We start from the raw sequence: 20264 nt of genomic DNA on the forward strand, positions 1-20264 counted from the left end.
TCAACTTAGTTAGGCTTGTGTCGAGCCTAACTATCTCTTCCTTGGTTGCTTTTCTTTGCAAGGATTCGTTATGGAACAAACGATTAACTCCTCCACCACGCCAGTGGTGGTGCGGTCGAGCTTTGCCGACCGATTGCAGCATTGGCTGCCAAAAATTGTACTTGCGCCGACAATGCTCATTACTGTGGTGTGTATCTACGGTTATATATTTTGGACCGGATTATTATCACTCACTAGCTCGCGCTTTCTTCCTAGCTTCCAGTTCGTTGGTTTTAGCCAATATGAAAAGTTACTGGATAACGACCGTTGGATGACGTCGATAGCAAACCTTGGCATTTTTGGGCTTTTGTTCATCATAGTGTCGATTGCGCTAGGCGTTACGCTCGCCATTTTACTTGATCAAAACATCCGCCAAGAAGGCGCAATTCGAACCATTTATCTTTATCCAATGGCATTGTCTTTTATCGTAACGGGCACTGCATGGAAATGGATATTGAACCCGGGGTTAGGAATTGAAAAACTAATGCATGATTGGGGGTTCGAGTCATTCAAATTTGACTGGTTAGTAAACTCAGAAATGTCGGTGTATACACTGGTGATTGCTGCGGTTTGGCAATCATCTGGTTTCGTGATGGCGATGTTTTTAGCCGGTCTGCGTAGTATTGATTCATCGATTGTTAAAGCTGCTCAAATTGATGGTGCCAGTTTGCCTACTATCTATTGGCGGATTGTATTGCCTTGCCTTCGTCCGGTCTTTTTGAGCGCAGTGATCATTACATCTCATATCGCAATTAAGAGCTTTGACTTAGTTACTGTGATGACAGCTGGAGGTCCGGGGTATTCTTCTGATTTACCGGCGCTATTTATGTATGCCCACTCGTTTACGCGAGGGCAAATAGGGCTGGGAGCAGCCAGTGCAATGATGATGCTGGCGGGCATTTTGGCGATATTGGTGCCTTATCTTTACTCAGAATTGAGGGAGAAAAATCGTGAATAATTTAAAGCTCTCACGAGCCTTTTTATACACCGTCCTGATAGCCTTTTGCTTGTTTTATATGATGCCGCTGTTTGTGATGTTAATGACGTCGTTGAAAACATTACCAGATATCAAAGCGGGCAACATTATGAGTTTACCCAAGGAGTGGGTATTTGATGCTTGGTACAAAGCATGGGGTGGGGCATGTACTGGAATCACCTGTGAAGGTGTAAAAGGGTACTTTTGGAACTCATTCCAAATGGTGGTGCCAGCGGTAATCATTTCGACGCTGATCGGTGCTTTTAATGGTTACGTTGTGACCAAATGGCAGTTTCGGGGTTCAAACCTATTTTTTAGCTTGCTGTTGTTTGGCTGCTTTATTCCGTTTCAAGTGATCTTACTCCCAATGGCAGCGGTACTGGGCAAGCTTGGTATGGCGAATACCACCATGGGCTTGGCAATGGTACATGTCATTTATGGTGCGGCTTTTACCACCTTGTTCTTTAGGAATTTTTACATTGGTATCCCTGATGAGTTGGTTAAAGCGGCAAAACTAGATGGCGCGGGGTTCTTTACCATTTTCTTTAAAATTCTACTGCCCCTTTCTACACCGATCATTATGGTAACCGTGATTTGGCAGTTTACTTCGATTTGGAATGATTTCCTTTTTGGCGTGGTTTATTCCGGTTCAGATACTCAGCCAATTACAGTTGCACTCAATAATTTAGTCAATACCAGTACCGGAGTGAAAGAGTACAACGTTGATATGGCAGCAGCCATCATCGCAGGCTTACCGACTTTGGTGGTGTATGTACTGGCAGGAAAATATTTCGTACGTGGATTAACCGCAGGATCAGTGAAGGGATAACGATATGGCAACTTTAGATTTAAAACAGATCCGTAAAACTTACCCTAAGGCGGATCAAGAAACCCTAAAAGGGATAGATATCAGTATCGAGTCAGGCGAGTTTTTGATTTTGGTCGGACCGTCTGGGTGTGGAAAGTCTACGTTAATGAACACGATTGCGGGTCTGGAGGATATCAGTTCAGGGCACATCGTGATTGATGGGCGAGAGGTATCTCAAGTAGAGCCAAAAGATCGCGACATTGCGATGGTGTTTCAGTCTTACGCTCTCTACCCGAACATGACGGTTTACGGCAATATCGCTTTTGGGTTAAAGATCCGCAAGATGCCGGTAAAAGAAATCGATGCGGAAGTGCAGCGGGTAGCGAAAATGCTGCAAATTGACCATTTGCTCGATCGAAAGCCATCTCAGCTCTCTGGTGGACAGAGGCAGCGTGTGGCAATGGGGCGTGCGTTAGCGAGAAGACCTAAGCTGTATCTGTTTGATGAACCCTTATCTAATCTTGACGCGAAACTTAGGGTGGAAATGCGCCATCAAATCAAGCGTCTTCATCAGCAATTAAATACCACCATTGTCTATGTAACTCATGACCAAATTGAAGCGATGACGTTAGCCGATAGAATTGCAGTAATGAAAGATGGTGAGGTTCAGCAACTCGGCACACCGCATGAAATCTATTCAGCGCCTAACAATATGTTTGTCGCGAGTTTTATGGGATCACCATCGATGAACTTTATCGCTGGCTGTGTGCAAAGAAATGATGCGGATCAGCCGTATATTGAAATGTTAGATAGCGAGCGAGAACCTAAGCGACTGAATTTACCTTCGGTTATGTCCAAATATGAAGGTAAAGACATCGTCGTGGGTCTTCGCCCTGAGCACATTACTGACAAAGTGATGCAAGAGTCTAATACGTTAACGCGGCTTGAGCTTTCACTTGATGTACTGGAACCGACCGGCCCCGATGTTATTGCGATGTTTACTCTTAATGAGCAAGAGATTGCATGTCGTTTGGCTCCTACTTTCTCAGCTAAAGCAGGGCAGGTTGTACCGCTTAGTTTCGATTTATCGAAAGCCGTTTTTTTTGATGCAAAGACAGAGCTGAGATTAGAGGTAGGTTAATGAGACAAGCTCAAATTGAGTGTTGAAAAACAGAGGTCTAATTTGGACTAGGCGTCATGGGTTGAGCTTGTGACGCCTTTTAGTTGAGATTACTCTGATCGAAACTGGGTGGAGAGGGATTATGACCCATAAGCTGAATTTTTTGGGTGGTTTATGACTCATTAGTAGAGAGAACTCTTGGTTAGATAGCTTATATTATGTTGCGCTGTTTGGTGTAATGTTATTTTAAATTAATAACTTATTAACATTAATTTTAACTTGGCTCGCTTATTGCCCTTAGGTAAGTATCAACACCCAGTGATGGGGGTTGTCCACTTAACAAGGAGAATAATAATGTTTAAGCCTTTGACCCTACTGTCTGTCTCTGTTCTTGCTGCGACCAGTTTTAATGCTATGGCGAATTGTGACCCGGGTGAAACCGTAATCAAATTCAGTCACGTAACTAATACAGATAAGCATCCAAAAGGAATTGCCGCTTCATTGCTTGAGCAACGTGTAAACGATGAGATGAACGGTCAAGTCTGTATGCAGGTTTTTCCTAACTCAACGCTATACGATGATAATAAAGTATTGGAAGCGCTACTAAACGGTGACGTGCATCTTGCTGCCCCTTCTCTTTCGAAGTTTGAAAAATTCACTAAGAAATATCGTATTTTTGACCTTCCATTCCTCTTTGATGATGTCGACGCTGTAGACCGTTTCCAAAACTCTGAATCCGGTGAGAAACTGAAAAATGCAATGAATCGCCGTGGGTTACAGGGTCTGGCGTTCTGGCATAACGGCATGAAGCAAATGTCTGCCAACAAGCCATTGATATCACCAGTTGATGCAGAGGGTTTGAAGTTCCGCGTACAAGCTTCTGATGTATTGGTAGCTCAGTTTGAACAGTTGGGCGCAAATCCACAGAAGATGTCATTTAAAGAAGTATACGGTGGTCTGCAAACTAAGGTTATCGATGGGCAAGAGAATACTTGGTCAAATATTTACGGCAAAAAATTCTTTGAAGTTCAAGATGGTATTACTGAGACCAACCACGGCATCCTAGATTACTTAGTGGTAACGTCGACGGATTTCTGGAAAAATTTGCCAGTAGAACAACGTGAGCAGTTAAACACTATCATCCAAGAAGTAACCACAGCGCGTAACGCTGAATCCACCAAGGTTAACAACCAAAATAAAGCCAACATCATTGAAGCGGGTGGTGTAGTACGTGCCTTAACGCCAGAGCAGCGCCAGTTGTGGGTGACGGCACTACAACCAGTGTGGAGTAAGTTTGAAAAAGATATTGGATCCGATCTTATTCAAGCGGCACTAGATTCTAATAATTAATAAAAACGATTCGGCCCTGTCTTTGAGACTAGGGCCTTTCCCCATTTTTCTTTTTCTCTCTCAGGAAAAACTGTTTAGAAGCGAATTACTATGGAACAGTCAATTTTTACCAAAGTTGGTCGGGTAACTGACGCCATTGAGGAGACCTTGATAGCCTTTTTCTTAGGCGCAATGACTCTACTTACCTTTGCTAATGTTATTTCTCGCTATGTGTTCAATGGCAATATTCTCTGGGCATTGGAATTAACAGTTTTCATGTTTGCTTGGATGGTATTGGTTGGCGCTTCCTATGGTGTGAAAAAGCACTTCCATATTGGTGTGGATGTTGTAATCAACATGGCGCCGGATAAGCTGCGAAAAGTCTATGCCCTTTTAGCCGCGGCGTGCTGTTTAACCTTTTCTATTCTCCTTTTGATTGGTTCATGGAATTACTGGTATCCATTTGTTTCTGAACGCGCTTGGTATGAAACCGACGATATCCCTATGCCGGAAATATTACAGTTTCTGGCTGATTGGCTAAATGAAGGGGAGCGTTATGAAAAAATGCCGCGCTTTATCCCTTACATGGCACTGCCTATTGGTATGGCTCTTCTGACTTTGCGCTTTGCTCAAGCCACTTGGCAGATCGCGACAGGCGAACTGGATCGCCTAATTGCAGGTCACGAAGGTGAAGAAGAGTTAGAAGCGTTGAAAACGGAGATGTCTGATGCTGCAGATGCCTTAGATCCTAAAAATAATAACCACGACAAGGAGAGCTAATCAATGGATATTTTATTGCTATTCGTTATGGTGATTGGCTTTATGTTGATCGGTGTGCCAATTGCCGTTTCACTGGGCTTGTCTAGTATGTTGTTCTTAATGATGCATTCCGACGCATCGTTGGCTTCAGTTGCTCAGACTCTGTTTAACGCTTTTGCTGGACACTACACCCTACTGGCTATTCCATTCTTTATTTTAGCTTCAAGCTTTATGTCTACTGGCGGGGTTGCAAAACGCATTATTCGCTTCGCAATCGCAATGGTTGGTTGGTTTCGAGGTGGTTTAGCAATGGCTTCGGTTGTGGCGTGTATGATGTTCGCGGCACTATCGGGCTCTTCTCCGGCAACCGTGGTTGCGATTGGTAGTATCGTTATTGCTGGTATGATCAAGAATGGCTACTCAAAAGAGTTTGCGGCTGGGGTCATTTGTAATGCTGGTACTTTAGGCATTTTGATCCCGCCATCAATTGTAATGGTTGTTTATGCGGCGGCAACCGATGTATCCGTTGGTCGAATGTTCCTTGGTGGGGTTATTCCGGGGCTGCTCGCCGGTGTTATGTTGATGATTGCTATCTATATTGCAGCTCGTATAAAAAAACTACCTAAACAGCCTTTCGTTGGTTGGAAAGAGATGTTTGATTCTGCAAAAGATGCAAGTTGGGGCTTATTGCTGGTGGTTATCATTTTAGGTGGTATCTACGGTGGTGTATTCACCCCAACAGAAGCGGCAGCTGTAGCAGCCGTTTATGCATTCTTTATCGCGAATTTTGTATATAAGGACATGGGACCATTTTCGGATAAACAAAATACTAAGCCGGCTGTGGTAAAAATACTGCAAACGTTCGTGCATAAAGATACTAAACGCACACTGTACGATGCCGGTAAACTGTCAATCATGTTGCTATTTATCATTGCTAATGCATTGATACTTAAACACGTTCTTACGGAAGAGCGCATTCCGCAAATGATTACAGAGTCGATGATGTCAGCGGGTCTTGGTCCTATTACCTTCCTCATCGTCGTGAACGTGCTGCTGTTGATCGGTGGTCAATTCATGGAACCATCAGGTTTGCTGATCATTGTGGCACCCTTGGTATTCCCAATCGCAATTGCACTCGGTATCGACCCAATTCACCTAGGGATTATGATGGTGGTGAATATGGAAATAGGCATGATAACCCCACCGGTGGGGCTCAACTTATTTGTTACAGCGGGGGTAGCGAAGATGTCGATGATGCAAGTAGTGAAAGCAGCCCTGCCTTGGGTCGGGGTAATGTTCCTCTTCCTCATTATTGTCACTTACGTTCCTTGGGTATCAACTTGGTTGCCGACCACTTTGATGGGACCTGAAATCATAACCAAGTAAACAATTTCAGCGACAATGAGGAGGAGTTAGATCTCCTCATTGATGTGTTTGGATTGTACATTTCGAGGGTCACTCCCTCGTCTACGTTCATAAAACCGCCACACTACATGGCGGTTTTTTCGTCTGTCTTTACCAGAGCGTAGTTCTGTTCTGTATACGCCATCAATTAGAGTCGTATCAGTGATAACAGTAAATTTGGTTTTTTCACCCATAGGCTGTCCCCCCGAGGCTATTTCTATCAGTATGGGTTACAAATAGTTGTGGTGCCAAAGATAGCGGGGGGTTCTCAATGACAAAAACAAATATGAGAATAATTTCTCATCGATACTTTGGCAGTTTGATCTCGTTATACCCGTCATACTTGAAGTTGCAGCGGTGTTGGCTGTATTCGTGCGCCCCAATCACATAGTTCACCTATGCTCAGGGGACTTTCTTACTTGCCGCCTACCTGCATCTTCAAGTTTCTTGAGTATAGAGTTTTCCACCAACGGTTAGCCTTCGTCTTTATAATCGCGTTTATCTAAGCCAAATTTTTGCATTTTATCGTAGAGAGTTTTACGCGCCACTTGCAACTGCAACATAGTCTCATTGATTCGACCTTCGTTGGCGGTGAGCGCTTGTTCAATCAACATCTTTTCAAAATCAGAAACTTGCTCCGAAAGTGACAGCCCACTCTGGCTAACATTGTTCTCAAGTGAAAATTCACCTAATTTACCGAGCAATACAAAACGTTCAGCGCAGTTACGTAATTCACGTACGTTGCCGGGCCAATCGTGTCCGAGTAAAACTTGTAAATCGGCACTGGGTATTGAGGCTGCGTCTTTGCCATAGCGTGCGGCGGCAACCAGTAAAAAGTGGTGGAATAGGGCAGGAATATCTTCTTTTCTCAGGCGAAGCGGTGGCAAATCGAGCGTGACAACATTGAGTCGATAATAAAGATCTTCCCTAAAGCTTCCTTGAGTTGCCGCAACTTTTAGGTCAAGTTTGGTTGCCGCAATTACGCGAATATCAATCGGAACTAGCTGGTTGGAGCCAACGCGTTCAATTACCCGCTCTTGTAAGACCCGCAGTAATCGAACTTGTGCTTGCATCGGCATAGATTCAATTTCGTCTAAAAACAGAGTGCCACCGTGAGCATGTTCAAATTTACCCACCCGTTTACTGTCTGCGCCAGTGAAAGCGCCTTTTTCATGCCCATAGAGTTCACTTTCAATTAAGTTTTCGGGAACGGCGCCACAGTTAATCGCGACAAAGTTATTCTCACGGCGAGAGCTCTGCTCGTGAATTGAGCGTGCTACGAGTTCTTTGCCTGTCCCTGTTTCGCCATAAAGCAGTATATCAGCGCTAGTATCGGCGATATGCGTGATGGTACTACGCAGAGTCTGAATGGAAGCATTATCGCCAATGATGCGAGGTCCGAGTGCTTGGCTGGCTTTGAGGCTACGTTTAAGCGCTTGGTTTTCAATCGTGAGGTTACGCTTGTCCAATGCGCGACGAGTGGTATCGATGAGCCTGTCGATAGCAAATGGCTTTTCGATAAAGTCATAGGCGCCATTTCTAAGTGCATTAACAGCCATTTCAATATCACCATGACCAGTGATAAGAATTACGGGGAGATCTGGGTCTTGTCGCAACACGCTGTTTAGCAGATCTTCTCCAGAAATCCCGGGCAAGCAGATATCCGTGATAACGACTTTGGGAAGTCCGCCGCTTTTAATGGCAAGTAATGCCTGTTCGGCATCGGCAAAAAAGCGCGCTGAAATATTTTCTAATTCAAAGCTTTGTTCTATCGCTATACGAATATCGCATTCGTCATCAATAAAGAATACGTCTTCCATTACTCATCCTTAAACGGCAGGGTGATAGTAAATCGAGCGCCCCCTAATGGAGATTCACCCGCAGTTAGCTCTCCATTCATCGCTTGGAGAATTTGTTGTGAGATTGATAAGCCAAGCCCGAGCCCATTTTTCTTGGTGGTATAAAATGGTTCGAACAATCTATCGCGATGTTCAAGGTTAATTCCTTTACCGCTGTCATCTATGTGAATCGATACCTGTTCGTTTTGTTTTTCAACCAAGAGCATAATGGTACGAGAGGGTTGCTCACTCACAGCATGAATAGCATTGCTGAGTAAGTTGACCAGAACTTGCTCGAGTTGAATTGAGTTTACGTTAACGCTGATCGGGTCTTCACTTAATTGCAATGTAAGCGTGGTTTGCTGCGCTTTAAGCTGCGGTGCGATGAGCTCTTTAGCTGCAATGATCATTGGGGTAAGAGCGAGCTGCTGCTTTTCTAGGCTGTCTGACTTTCGCGTAAAAGACTTTAGCTGTTCACTGATTTTAGCCATTCTCTCTGTCAGTGCAGAAATTCGTGCAAGGTTGTCATCTACACGCTCATTTTGTTCTTTGATCAAAAAGCGTCTGCCATTGTCAGCGAAGCTTCTTATTGCGGCTAGGGGGTTATTGAGTTCATGGCTGATGCTGGCGGACATTTGCCCGAGCACTGCAAGTTTAGCAGCTTGAATCAGTTCATTTTGAGTACGTCGCAATGCCAGCTCTGTCTTACTTCGTTCATGAATTTCTGCGTGGAGTTCGGCTGTTCTTTCCATCACCAAAAACTCGAGTTTTTGTTTTGCCTCAGATTGTATTTGTTCAAATTGTCTTTGTTTTATTTGCTTTTGATGAACAAGTTGCATGGAGAGGAAGGCGACCGTAAACAACAAAGTTAACACCAGCAGAAAACTTAATGTAGACCATAAAATAGTATGTTTCGGCGTCAGCACGCGAATGGTAAGTTGCAGCTCCGGGATAGCGCGTGAGGTAACAATAAAATCACCTTGTCCACCACCCATGCGTAAGTTACTTAGCTCAGTTTGTTGTAGGTTTAAGTCGCCAAGTAGACCCAATGAAACGATATCCGTATCAAGATATTGACGGCTACTTAATACTTTCTGTTTTATTTCTGGTGTCAGGTCAATCAAACTCTGGAATAACCACTTTTGATTACTCGACATGAAGATAATGTTGTTTTCATCGGTCGCGACAAAAAAGTTTTTCTCACTTTGCCAGTTGGCTTCTATCGCCGATAAATCCATTTTAATCACGATAACACCTATGATTTCGGCTGCGTAAACCACAGGGTAACTATAATAATAACCGCGTTGACCGGAAGTTGATCCCAAAGCGAAGTACTGGCTTGTTTCACCTTGTATCGCTTGTGAAAAATATGGGCGCCATGAGAAGTTTCGACCGACAAAACTACGAGAAATATTCCAATTACTTGCCGCTAGCGTGGTACCTTGCGCATCTAGTAAATAGGTATCAGATGCATTAATGACTTGATTAACATCTTCAAGATAGCGGTTAGTGATGTCTTGCTGTGCTGAATTATTCGGGTGTAGAACGGCTGAAATAACTTCTTTGTCTTGAGCCAGTAATTTCGGTAGATGGGCATATTTATCCAGTTTTGTCGCAATATGGCTGGCAAAACGATCTAATTGTGATTGATGTTGCTCTAATTGGTTTTGGTAATTAGTATTCCAAATCCAGCGACCACCAAGAATCGCGCAAAGCAAAAACAACACCAGCGAATACAAATAGGCGCGTTGGTTGAAAAGCATGCCGAATCCTTGTGAGTGAACCGAAACTTTAGCCTATCGTTTTTTGTTATCAAGGTGTTGTTGGAGGTTGCCAAATTGGGGGGTAAAACCGGACTTAGATCTCCTTTTATTACTTGAATTGAAAAAAACGCTAGTTTCTCTTGAAAAACGCATTAATGTCCCCATTTCTGACACGGTTAGTAGTTTTATAGATTAAATATGGAGCAGTTAACTGAGAATTTAGGATATTCGCTGATGTATGCAGGGGTTCGGCTCGACAGCCATTGTCAAGGTCGTTAGAATGCTGCGTCTAAATCTATATCCTGAGACTAATCGGAGATACCTTTAGCTGATCAATGAAAAGTGAAGTAAAAGATATCGCTAATTAGTTCGACAGCCAATTTGTGCGCTGTTGATGCTCGAACTTAAATAGGTGCTCTTAGAGTACAAACAAGGATGCAGTTACCAAGCTAAGCTTAGGTAACTCATACGCTCAGCGTGGCTGAGCCAGTATTGAGGTTAATGAATAATGCAAGTTACTGTTGAAACGCTAGAAGGCCTAGAGCGCCGTCTAAACATTACTGTTCCAGTTGCAAACATCGAAGATGCTGTAACAGCTGAACTACGCAACATCGCAAAAAATCGTCGTTTTGATGGTTTCCGCAAAGGCAAAGTGCCTCTTAAAATCGTTGCGCAGATGTACGGTCAAGCAGTACGTCAAGACGTGATGGGTGAAGTTATGCAACGTCACTTCATCGAAGCAATCGTTAAAGAAAAAATTAACCCAGCAGGCGCACCAACTTTTGCTCCAGTATCGGTTAAAGCTGGTGAAGACCTAGTATTCACTGCTTCTTTCGAAGTGTACCCAGAGATCGCACTAGCGGGTCTTGAGAACATCACTGTAGAAAAGCCACAAGCAGAAGTTAAAGACGCTGACGTTGAAGAGATGATCGAGACTCTACGTAAGCAACAAGCTGCTTGGACTGAAGTAGAAGAAGCTGCTGAAGAAGGCAAGCGTGCAACTATCGATTTCGTTGGTTCTATCGACGGTGAAGAGTTTGAAGGCGGCAAAGCTGAAAACTTCCCACTAGAAATGGGTGCTGGTCGTATGATCCCAGGTTTTGAAGATGGTATCGCAGGCAAAACTGCTGGTATGGAATTCGAAATCGAAGTCACTTTCCCAGAAGATTACCATGCTGAAAACCTAAAAGGTAAAGCAGCTAAGTTTGCAATCAAAGTAAACAAAGTTGAAGCGCGTGAACTTCCAGAACTAACTGACGAATTCGTTGCTAAATTCGGTGTTGTTGAAGGTGGCGTTGAAGCACTTAAAGCTGAAGTTCGTAAGAACATGGAACGCGAACTTAAGCAAGCTGTTAAGAACCGCATTAAAGAGCAAGCTCTTGACGGTCTAGTTAAAGAAAACGACATCGACGTACCTGTTGCTCTTATTGACCAAGAAATCGGTACTCTGCGTCAACAAGCGGCTCAACGTTTCGGTGGCAACCCTGAAGCAGCAGCTCAACTTCCACGTGAGCTATTTGAAGAACAAGCAAAACGTCGCGTAGTTGTCGGTCTTCTTCTTGGCGAAGTGATCAAGACTGAAGAGCTTAAAGCTGATGATGAGAAAGTGAAAACGCTAATCGAAGAGATGGCGACCGCTTACGAAGATCCATCAGAAGTTGTTGCTTACTACGAGCAAAACGAGCAAATGATGAGCAACGTGCGCAATATCGCTCTAGAAGAGCAAGCAATTGACGCAATCATCGCTAAAGCTCAGGTTTCTGAAAAAGAAGTTGGCTTCAGCGAGCTAATGAACCAACCTGCTTAATAAGCAAGATCTTGCGTAGAAAAGTTGACTAAACGTTAACTATTCTGCTAACAATGGTCCGTATGATATTTATCATCCGGGCCATTTATTTTAGGGACATCAGAATATGAGCTACCAAGAACAAAATACAATCATGAATGCACTTGTGCCGATGGTGGTTGAACAAACTTCCCGTGGCGAACGTTCTTACGATATCTATTCACGCTTGCTGAAAGAACGCATCATTTTCTTGACGGGTCAAGTTGAAGACAATATGGCAAATCTTGTTGTTGCCCAATTGCTTTTTCTTGAGTCTGAAAACCCAGACAAAGATATTTACCTTTACATTAACTCACCAGGTGGCAGTGTGACTGCGGGTATGGCTATTTACGATACCATGCAGTTTATTAAACCTAATGTGAGCACGCTATGTACAGGTCAAGCTTGTTCAATGGGTGCATTCCTGCTTGCAGGTGGTGCTCCGGGCAAGCGTTTTGCGCTGCCAAACTCTCGAGTTATGATTCATCAGCCTTTAGGTGGTTTCCAAGGTCAAGCGTCTGATATTCAAATACATGCGCAAGAAATCTTGTCCATCAAAGAAAAACTGAACAAATTACTGGCTGAGCATACTGGTCAACCGCTTGAAGTTCTTGAGCGCGATACTGATCGTGATAACTTTATGTCTGCAGAACAAGCCGCGGAATACGGTATCATTGACGAAGTGTTAACCCACCGCGGTTAATTCAACAGGTTTTGAGTTCGATTTAGCTGAATTGAGACAGTGTTTAGTCCAATTCACGGGGGCAATTTGACCTAAATTGATATACACTCAAAACGTATAGATTTAAGGCTAAGAGGTTAGCGAATGACAGATAAAAGCAAAGAGAGCGGTAGTAGTAAGCTTCTTTACTGTTCTTTCTGTGGTAAAAGCCAGCACGAAGTTCGCAAGCTGATCGCCGGTCCATCAGTATACATTTGTGATGAATGTGTCGATCTATGTAACGACATTATTCGCGAAGAAATCAAAGATGTGCTTCCTAAGAAACAATCTGAAGCGTTGCCAACGCCGCGCGAGATTCGTGAGCACCTTGATGATTATGTGATTGGCCAAGATTACGCTAAAAAAGTGCTAGCCGTAGCCGTTTACAACCACTATAAGCGTTTACGTAACGGTGATACAACGAGCGAAGGTGTTGAGCTAGGTAAGAGTAATATCCTACTTATCGGTCCTACCGGTAGTGGTAAAACTTTACTAGCTGAAACATTAGCGCGTTTCTTGGATGTTCCATTTACAATGGCGGATGCTACTACCCTGACTGAAGCAGGTTATGTTGGTGAAGACGTTGAAAATATCATTCAGAAATTACTGCAGAAATGTGATTACGACGTAGCGAAAGCTGAGCGAGGTATTGTCTATATTGATGAAATCGATAAGATTTCACGTAAGGCAGAAAACCCATCGATTACTCGTGATGTTTCCGGTGAAGGCGTACAGCAAGCACTACTGAAACTGATCGAAGGTACGGTAGCTTCAGTTCCACCTCAAGGTGGTCGTAAGCACCCTCAACAAGAGTTCTTGCAAGTTGATACATCTAAGATCTTGTTTATCTGTGGCGGCGCATTTGCCGGCTTGGATAAAGTTATTGATCAACGTGTAGCAACGGGTGCTGGTATCGGCTTTGGCGCAGAAGTGCGTTCAAAAGACGAGAGCAAAACCATCGGTGAGCTGTTCACTCAAGTTGAACCAGAAGATTTAGTGAAATACGGTCTGATCCCTGAATTCATTGGTCGTCTTCCTGTAACGACGACGCTAACTGAATTAGATGAAGAAGCGTTAATTCAGATTCTGTGTGAGCCAAAGAATGCGCTTACTAAGCAGTATGCAGCACTATTCGAGATTGAAGACTCAGAGCTAGAATTCCGCGAAGATGCACTTCGAGCTATTGCGAAAAAAGCAATGGATCGTAAAACCGGTGCTCGTGGTTTACGTTCAATTCTTGAAGCAGTGTTACTTGAGACCATGTATGAATTGCCATCAATGGACAACGTAAGCAAAGTTGTGATTGATGAGTCAGTGATCAATGGCGAATCTGAACCACTGTTAATCTACAGTAATTCAGATAATCAAGCAGCGGGCGCTGAATCGTAATTTGCTGGTAGGTACGTGTTACTAAAAGGAGGATGTAAAATCCTCCTTTTTTTTATTCCTCCATTGATTCCAATCAATTAGCCCCCATATACTGGTTCATAAGACTAAGCGGAAGAGAGAATAATATGAACTTGGAACGTTTCGAACGTATCGAGATCCCAGTACTACCTCTACGAGACGTAGTAGTTTACCCGCATATGGTAATTCCATTGTTTGTTGGTCGTGAAAAGTCGATTGCTTGCCTAGAGGCAGCAATGGAAGCCAACAAGCAAGTGCTTTTGGTTGCTCAAAAAGAAGCCGAAACTGACGAACCAACTAAAGAAGATTTATTCGATGTTGGTACAGTTGCTACCATACTTCAATTGCTTAAGTTACCTGATGGCACTGTGAAAGTGTTGGTTGAAGGTCAACAACGCGCAAAAATTTATAAATTTACTGAAGATGAATTCTTTGTTGCAGATGCGGAATACCTGATCACCAATGACGCTGATGAAAGCGAACAAGAAGTGATTGTTCGCAGTGCAATCAATCAATTTGAAGGCTTTATCAAGCTTAATAATAAGATTCCGCCAGAAGTATTGACTTCATTGAACGGAATCGATGAAGCGGCACGCTTGGCTGATACCATTGCTGCTCATATGCCACTTAAATTGGTCGATAAGCAAAAAGTACTCGAAATTCTGGATGTATCAGAGCGTCTTGAGTTCCTTATGGGACAAATGGAATCTGAAATTGACATCCTACAAGTAGAGAAACGTATTCGTACTCGCGTTAAAAAGCAGATGGAAAAATCTCAACGTGAGTATTATCTGAATGAGCAAATGAAAGCGATTCAGAAAGAGCTTGGCGAAGGCGAAGGTGGCGTAGATGAATTCGAAGTTCTAAAGCAAAAAATTATTGACTCGAAGATGCCACAAGAAGCGCGCGAGAAGACAGAACAAGAGTTACAAAAGCTGAAAATGATGTCGCCAATGTCTGCGGAAGCAACCGTAGTGCGTGGTTATATTGATTGGATGCTAGGTGTGCCTTGGAGCAAGCGTTCAAAAGTTAAGAAGAACTTAGCGAAAGCCGAAGAGATCCTTAATGAAGACCATTACGGTCTAGAGCGGGTTAAAGAACGCATTCTTGAGTATTTAGCGGTGCAAAACCGCATCAATAAGCTAAAAGGACCTATCCTTTGTCTTGTTGGTCCTCCGGGTGTTGGTAAAACGTCATTAGGTCGTTCAATTGCTTCAGCTACGGGGCGTCAATACACGCGAATGGCTCTTGGCGGCGTACGAGACGAAGCTGAGATTCGTGGTCACCGTCGTACTTACATTGGTTCTATGCCGGGTAAGTTGATTCAGAAGATGTCAAAAGTTGGTGTTAAAAACCCACTCTTCCTGTTAGATGAAATTGATAAAATGTCATCTGATATGCGTGGTGATCCATCGTCAGCGTTACTTGAAGTGCTCGACCCTGAGCAAAACAATGCGTTTAACGATCACTACTTGGAAGTGGATTACGATCTGTCTGACGTTATGTTCGTTGCTACGTCAAACTCGATGAATATTCCGGGACCTTTGTTGGATCGAATGGAAGTGATTCGCCTATCTGGCTATACCGAAGATGAAAAGCTTAATATTGCTAAGCGTCATTTGGTCGATAAGCAGGTACAGCGTAACGGTTTGAAGCCAAAAGAGATCCTAATTGAGGACTCAGCAATTATTGGCATCATTCGCTACTATACGCGTGAAGCAGGTGTGCGTAGTTTAGAACGCGAGATTTCTAAAATCTGTCGTAAAGCAGTGAAAAATATTCTGCTTAATAAAGACATCAAACAAGAAACTATCTCGATGGACAACCTAAAAGAGTACTTAGGTGTTCAACGTTTTGATTACGGTAAAGCCGATGATCGCAACCGTATTGGTCAAGTAACTGGTCTTGCTTGGACGGAAGTCGGTGGCGATCTGCTGACTATCGAAACTGAATCCATGCTGGGTAAAGGAAAACTTATTCAGACTGGTTCGCTTGGTGACGTAATGCAGGAATCGATTCAGGCTGCGATGACTGTCGTACGCACTCGTGCAGAGAAATTGGGCATCAATCCTGATTTTTACGAGAAACGTGACATTCATGTCCACGTTCCTGAGGGTGCAACTCCGAAAGATGGTCCAAGTGCAGGTATCGCAATGTGTACCGCATTGGTCTCTAGTCTAACTGGTAACCCAGTGAAAGCTGAGGTGGCGATGACAGGTGAAATAACCCTTCGTGGTGAAGTTTTACCAATCGGTGGTTTGAAGGAAAAATTATTGGCAGCCCATCGTGGCGGCATTAAAACAGTCTTGATTCCTAAAGATAATGAACGTGATTTGGAAGAAATTCCTGAGAACGTGATCGCAGACTTGAAGGTGATTCCAGTGCAGTGGATCGATGAGGTTCTTCGAGTTGCGCTTGAAAGAGATCCATCAGGTGTGGAGTTTGCTGTAGAAAAATAGTGATGTGCAGCAAAAATAAGTAAAAGATTACGCTGATATGCCGAAAAATGCTTGTCAGCGTTTTTTTTGAACGCTAACTTTAGCCTCTGTAGCTTAAAGCCTTGCTAGATAAGGGCTGAAGCTGAATTTGAAAATGAAATGGAACGAAAAGTCGTCTCACAAAATAATAACAGGCGACGTTAAAGGGGAACCACCGTGAATAAAACTCAATTAGTAGAAACAATCGCAGAAAATTCAGATCTATCTAAAGCAGCCGCTGGCCGTGCACTAGACGCATTTATTGAAGCGGTAAGTGGTACGCTACAGTCTGGCGATCAAGTTGCACTTGTAGGCTTCGGTACTTTTAGCGTACGTACTCGTGCAGCGCGCACAGGCCGTAACCCTAAGACTGGTGAAGAGATCCAAATCGCTGAAGCGAAAGTACCTGCGTTCAAAGCTGGTAAAGCGTTAAAAGATTCTTGCAACTAATCTAAATAGGCTACTTTTAAGTAGTTTGATAGAACCTTTTTAAATTCTGCGCATCATACTGATGCGCTTTTCTTTTTCTGATATTATCAGCGCTACTGAATTTAAATTAATGTACATCGTGTTGCCTCATGCTGAGGTAATTGCGGGTCATACGCGGAGAGTAACAAAAGTATGATGGAACGATTGCGCGAAGGCGTGAATAGCATCGCGGTTAAAATTATCCTAGGCCTGATTATTCTATCTTTCGTATTTGCGGGTGTAGGTAGTTACATCGTAGGCGGTGGCAGTAATGTTGCTGCGAAAGTTGGTAATATTGAAATCAGTCGTGGTGAATTCGAGCAAGCTTACCAAAACGAACGTAATCGTATGCAAGCTCAGCTTGGCGATTATTTCTCAAATCTACTAGCTGACCCTAGTTACGTTGCGTCTTTCCGTCAGTCGGTTCTAGACCGTTTGGTTAATAGCGCTTTGCTAGATCAACATGCTAAAGCACTCGGTTTACGCGTAAGCGATGTGCAAGTTCGTAATTTGCTACTCACGACGCAAGCTTTCCAAGTCGAAGGCAAGTTTAACCAAGAGGTTTACCAATCAGCACTACGCCGTGGCGGTCTTACTCCAGAAGGTTATGCAGAGTCTATCCGCCGTGACTTAGTGCGCAATCAACTGCTATCAGCAGTACAAGCAAGTGATTTCTCTCTACCGGGTGAAGTGTCTGCGCAAAGCAAACTCATTATGCAAACTCGTGAAATCAGAACGATTAACCTAGCGCTCGCAGATTTTGCTGAGAAGGTTGAGCTTTCTGAAGACGAAATTAATCAGTACTACCAACAAAACCCAGATCGTTACACTCGTCCTGAACAGGCGAAGGTGGCATACATCGAACTATCAGCCGAATTGCTAAAGAACTCGATTGAAGTCAGTGACAAGCAAGCACAGCAGTACTATCAAGAGCATCTTGATAAGTATTCATCAGATGAGCAGCGTAAAGTTAGCCATATTTTGGTGCAGGGTGATGATCAAGCCAAAGCTCAAGCAATTCTTGACGAGTTAAATGCTGGTGCAGACTTTGCTGTTTTAGCTGAAGAGAAGTCTGAAGATATCGGCAGCTCGGAAGAGGGGGGTTCTCTAGGCTGGATTGAACGTGGTGTGATGGATCCTGCGTTTGAAGAAGCGGCATTTGCTCTTGAAAAATCGGGTGAGGTTACTGGGCTGGTTAAATCTAATTTCGGTTACCATATTATCAAATTGGATGAACTAAAAGACTCTGTTGCGAAACCTTATGCCGAAGTAGCTGAAGTAATCAAGCAAGATCTTCGCGATCAACAAGCGGTTGATAAGTTCTATGAATTGCAAAGTGATTTGGAGAGAGTGGCATTCGAATTCCCAGATTCTCTAGACGATGCGGCGGAAGCAATTGGTGCTAAGATCGTAACAACTGATTTTATCTCTCAAACAGATGCGCCTGAGTTGCTAACTACCCCTGCGGTAATGCAAGCGATTCTAAGCCCTGAAGTCAAAGAAGATGGTCTTAATTCAGAAGTGATCGAAGTGGCTCCTGAGCATGTGATTGTGGTACGAGTTAATGATACTCGTGATGAGACAGTACAACCTCTTGAAGAAGTTCGAGAGCAAGTGCTTGCTCAGCTTTCTCGCGTGAAAGGAGAGCAAAACGCGATTGCTCTTGCGACACAAGTTGTTACTGAGCTAAAAGCGGGTAACCAATCTGTTTTGGCTGAAAACATGCTAGCTTTTGGTGAGGCGACTACCATCGACCGTAGTTCTCCGTTAGCAAAAGTGGCTTTCGCAATGCCTAAACCTGTTGCTGGCAATGTTGAGTTCGCTCAGTCTAAATCTTTCAATGGTGACATAGTAATTGTTGAACTAGATGCAGTTTCAGATGTGTTCAACACTCAATACAACGAACAGATTGCAAATCAACTAGTGCAGATGAATGCTCAGCAGAACTTAGAAGGTCTGATTAGTATTCTACGCAAGACGATCGATATTGAGTATACGGCCGTGACGCAATAGCGCGTAACAATGTAATTCACATTAATATCAAAACGGGCAGCTTAAGCTGCCCGTTTTGTTTCTCAAAGTTGCAATTAACATTGCCTTCTTCAGAGCTTATGGTGAAGAGCCACCAAACTGTTAATGAGGAATTGCAATGAAAATCAAAGCTGTTTTTTTAACGTTACTGCTTGCTTTGGCTACACCATTTACTTTCGCTGCTGATAAAGCAGTAGAAGATCCTAAATACGACGGTATAGATATTGTTGTTAATGTAAACCAAGCCTCTGCTCAGGAGATTGCTGATTTACTGAAAGGGATTGGTTTAAAGAAAGCTCAATCAATAGTTGAATATCGTGACCAGCAAGGTCCTTTTAAGCAAATTGAAGATTTAGCTAAGGTCAACGGAATTGGTGAGGCAACAGTAGCAAAAAACATTGCACGCATAGAACTTTAGCCTAACTTAACTCAGGGGGTGAATCGTTACTCCTTGGGTTGTTTCTTTTGTTTGCATTTGATATTCATTTAAACAAAAACTTCCCTAGAACCTAAGTCCATTTCGCTCTATAATTTCTCGCCGAAAAAGCCAGGGCAGCATCGTTCTGGCGACAAGCAACTTGGAGAATTTCATGTCCTCTCACACACCAGTCATTACTGTAGATGGACCAAGTGGTGCGGGTAAAGGCACGCTTTGTATGCGCTTAGCAAACAAGCTCGGCTTTCATCTACTCGATTCAGGTGCAATTTATCGAGTTCTTGCACTCGCTGCTATTCATCATGGTGTTGATCTCGAATCAGAAGACGCACTAGTGGCATTAGCCACCCACCTTGATGTCCAGTTTATTGCTGAAGGCGAGTTAGTCAAAGTGATTCTGGAGGGTGAAAATGTTTCTGATGAGCTTCGCAAAGAGCAAACTGGTATGGCGGCTTCTAAAGTAGCGGCATTACCTCGCGTTCGCGAAGCGTTATTGCGTCGTCAACGAGCTTTTGTAGATGGTACCGGTTTAGTTGCCGATGGTCGTGATATGGGAACCGTTGTATTTCCACAAGCGGAAGTGAAAATTTTCCTAGATGCTAGTGCTGAAGAGCGCGCACAGCGCCGTCTTAAACAGTTGCAAGGCAAAGGCTTAGATGTTAAATTTGACGACCTTTTGAGCGAGATCAAAGAGCGAGACGATAGAGATCGTAATCGCCCAGTGGCGCCATTGCGCCCTGCTGATGATGCTCTAGTGCTTGACTCTACGTTAATGAGTATCGACGAAGTTGTCGAAAAGGCACTACAATATATTGAATCTAAACTGACTGCGTAATAGACGGGGTCAGCTCGGAGCGTCGGTC

At 43.6% G+C, this 20264-nt stretch carries 16 protein-coding genes; 14 read left to right on the plus strand and 2 right to left on the minus strand.

Annotation, left to right across the window (positions count from 1 at the left end; all coding sequences use genetic code 11):
- Positions 1-70: 70 nt before the first annotated feature.
- The 6 genes from L4C38_RS01910 (at position 71) to L4C38_RS01935 (ending at position 6417) form a co-directional block, all read left to right on the plus strand.
- The gene (locus tag L4C38_RS01910; RefSeq protein WP_428795825.1) at positions 71-997 is read left to right on the plus strand and encodes a carbohydrate ABC transporter permease; all 927 of its coding nucleotides are present in this window, start codon (positions 71-73) and stop codon (positions 995-997) included.
- Positions 990-1844, plus strand: a complete 855-nt coding sequence (locus L4C38_RS01915; RefSeq protein WP_428795826.1) for a carbohydrate ABC transporter permease — start codon at positions 990-992, stop codon at positions 1842-1844. Before L4C38_RS01910 ends, L4C38_RS01915 begins: the two co-directional genes overlap by 8 nt.
- A 4-nt stretch (positions 1845-1848) precedes the next feature.
- The gene (locus tag L4C38_RS01920) at positions 1849-2964 is read left to right on the plus strand and encodes an ABC transporter ATP-binding protein (RefSeq protein WP_428795827.1); all 1116 of its coding nucleotides are present in this window, start codon (positions 1849-1851) and stop codon (positions 2962-2964) included.
- Between the two features lie 333 nt (positions 2965-3297).
- Positions 3298-4293, plus strand: a complete 996-nt coding sequence (locus L4C38_RS01925) for a TRAP transporter substrate-binding protein (protein ID WP_428795828.1) — start codon at positions 3298-3300, stop codon at positions 4291-4293.
- Between the two features lie 90 nt (positions 4294-4383).
- Positions 4384-5052 (plus strand): TRAP transporter small permease, encoded by a 669-nt coding sequence (locus L4C38_RS01930; protein WP_428795829.1) that lies wholly within the window; start codon positions 4384-4386, stop codon positions 5050-5052.
- Between the two features lie 3 nt (positions 5053-5055).
- A complete protein-coding gene (locus L4C38_RS01935; protein WP_428795830.1) occupies positions 5056-6417 on the plus strand; it encodes a TRAP transporter large permease in 1362 nt (453 codons plus the stop codon).
- 491 nt (positions 6418-6908) lie between these two features.
- Here L4C38_RS01935 and L4C38_RS01940 read toward each other — a convergent pair whose 3' ends face one another.
- Both L4C38_RS01940 and L4C38_RS01945 read right to left on the minus strand, forming a co-directional pair.
- Entirely contained in the window at positions 6909-8255 is a 1347-nt protein-coding gene (locus tag L4C38_RS01940; RefSeq protein ID WP_428795831.1) for a sigma-54-dependent transcriptional regulator, read from the minus strand.
- Positions 8255-10036, minus strand: a complete 1782-nt coding sequence (locus L4C38_RS01945; protein ID WP_428795832.1) for a sensor histidine kinase — start codon at positions 10034-10036, stop codon at positions 8255-8257. The genes L4C38_RS01940 and L4C38_RS01945 overlap by 1 nt, the downstream gene beginning before the upstream one ends.
- A gap of 508 nt (positions 10037-10544) precedes the next feature.
- Here L4C38_RS01945 and tig point away from each other — a divergent pair.
- From tig to cmk, 8 genes are all read left to right on the plus strand, one after another.
- Positions 10545-11843 (plus strand): trigger factor, encoded by a 1299-nt coding sequence (gene tig / locus L4C38_RS01950; protein WP_428795833.1) that lies wholly within the window; start codon positions 10545-10547, stop codon positions 11841-11843.
- 106 nt (positions 11844-11949) lie between these two features.
- Entirely contained in the window at positions 11950-12564 is a 615-nt protein-coding gene (gene clpP / locus L4C38_RS01955; protein WP_428795834.1) for an ATP-dependent Clp endopeptidase proteolytic subunit ClpP, read from the plus strand.
- Positions 12565-12687: 123 nt separating this feature from the next.
- Positions 12688-13971 carry an ATP-dependent protease ATP-binding subunit ClpX gene (gene clpX, locus L4C38_RS01960; RefSeq protein WP_428795835.1) on the plus strand — a complete coding sequence of 428 codons (1284 nt, stop codon included), beginning with the start codon at positions 12688-12690 and terminating at the stop codon, positions 13969-13971.
- A gap of 125 nt (positions 13972-14096) precedes the next feature.
- The gene (gene lon, locus L4C38_RS01965; RefSeq protein WP_428795836.1) at positions 14097-16448 is read left to right on the plus strand and encodes an endopeptidase La; all 2352 of its coding nucleotides are present in this window, start codon (positions 14097-14099) and stop codon (positions 16446-16448) included.
- 195 nt (positions 16449-16643) lie between these two features.
- The gene (locus L4C38_RS01970) at positions 16644-16916 is read left to right on the plus strand and encodes an HU family DNA-binding protein (protein ID WP_428795837.1); all 273 of its coding nucleotides are present in this window, start codon (positions 16644-16646) and stop codon (positions 16914-16916) included.
- A gap of 171 nt (positions 16917-17087) precedes the next feature.
- Positions 17088-18947: a peptidylprolyl isomerase gene (gene ppiD, locus L4C38_RS01975; RefSeq protein WP_428795838.1), complete on the plus strand. Its 1860-nt coding sequence runs from the start codon at positions 17088-17090 to the stop codon at positions 18945-18947.
- Positions 18948-19083: 136 nt separating this feature from the next.
- Complete coding sequence (locus L4C38_RS01980) at positions 19084-19383, plus strand: ComEA family DNA-binding protein (RefSeq protein WP_428795839.1); 300 nt, start codon at positions 19084-19086, stop codon at positions 19381-19383.
- Positions 19384-19555: 172 nt separating this feature from the next.
- Positions 19556-20236, plus strand: a complete 681-nt coding sequence (gene cmk, locus L4C38_RS01985) for a (d)CMP kinase (RefSeq protein ID WP_428795840.1) — start codon at positions 19556-19558, stop codon at positions 20234-20236.
- Positions 20237-20264: the final 28 nt, after the last annotated feature.

Source organism: Vibrio kasasachensis (genome assembly GCF_050337565.1).
Lineage (GTDB): Bacteria > Pseudomonadota > Gammaproteobacteria > Enterobacterales > Vibrionaceae > Vibrio > Vibrio kasasachensis.

Bases quoted from the DNA above. Each gene is read 5' to 3' on its own strand.
- L4C38_RS01910 (WP_428795825.1), top strand. From the start codon at position 71: ATGGAACAAACGATTAACTCCTCCACCACGCCAGTGGTGGTGCGGTCG.
- L4C38_RS01920 (WP_428795827.1), top strand. From the start codon at position 1,849: ATGGCAACTTTAGATTTAAAACAGATCCGTAAAACTTACCCTAAGGCG.
- L4C38_RS01925 (WP_428795828.1), top strand. From the start codon at position 3,298: ATGTTTAAGCCTTTGACCCTACTGTCTGTCTCTGTTCTTGCTGCGACC.
- L4C38_RS01930 (WP_428795829.1), top strand. From the start codon at position 4,384: ATGGAACAGTCAATTTTTACCAAAGTTGGTCGGGTAACTGACGCCATT.
- L4C38_RS01935 (WP_428795830.1), top strand. From the start codon at position 5,056: ATGGATATTTTATTGCTATTCGTTATGGTGATTGGCTTTATGTTGATC.
- L4C38_RS01940 (WP_428795831.1), bottom strand. From the start codon at position 8,255: ATGGAAGACGTATTCTTTATTGATGACGAATGCGATATTCGTATAGCG.
- L4C38_RS01945 (WP_428795832.1), bottom strand. From the start codon at position 10,036: ATGCTTTTCAACCAACGCGCCTATTTGTATTCGCTGGTGTTGTTTTTG.
- tig (WP_428795833.1), top strand. From the start codon at position 10,545: ATGCAAGTTACTGTTGAAACGCTAGAAGGCCTAGAGCGCCGTCTAAAC.
- clpP (WP_428795834.1), top strand. From the start codon at position 11,950: ATGAGCTACCAAGAACAAAATACAATCATGAATGCACTTGTGCCGATG.
- clpX (WP_428795835.1), top strand. From the start codon at position 12,688: ATGACAGATAAAAGCAAAGAGAGCGGTAGTAGTAAGCTTCTTTACTGT.
- lon (WP_428795836.1), top strand. From the start codon at position 14,097: ATGAACTTGGAACGTTTCGAACGTATCGAGATCCCAGTACTACCTCTA.
- ppiD (WP_428795838.1), top strand. From the start codon at position 17,088: ATGATGGAACGATTGCGCGAAGGCGTGAATAGCATCGCGGTTAAAATT.
- L4C38_RS01980 (WP_428795839.1), top strand. From the start codon at position 19,084: ATGAAAATCAAAGCTGTTTTTTTAACGTTACTGCTTGCTTTGGCTACA.
- cmk (WP_428795840.1), top strand. From the start codon at position 19,556: ATGTCCTCTCACACACCAGTCATTACTGTAGATGGACCAAGTGGTGCG.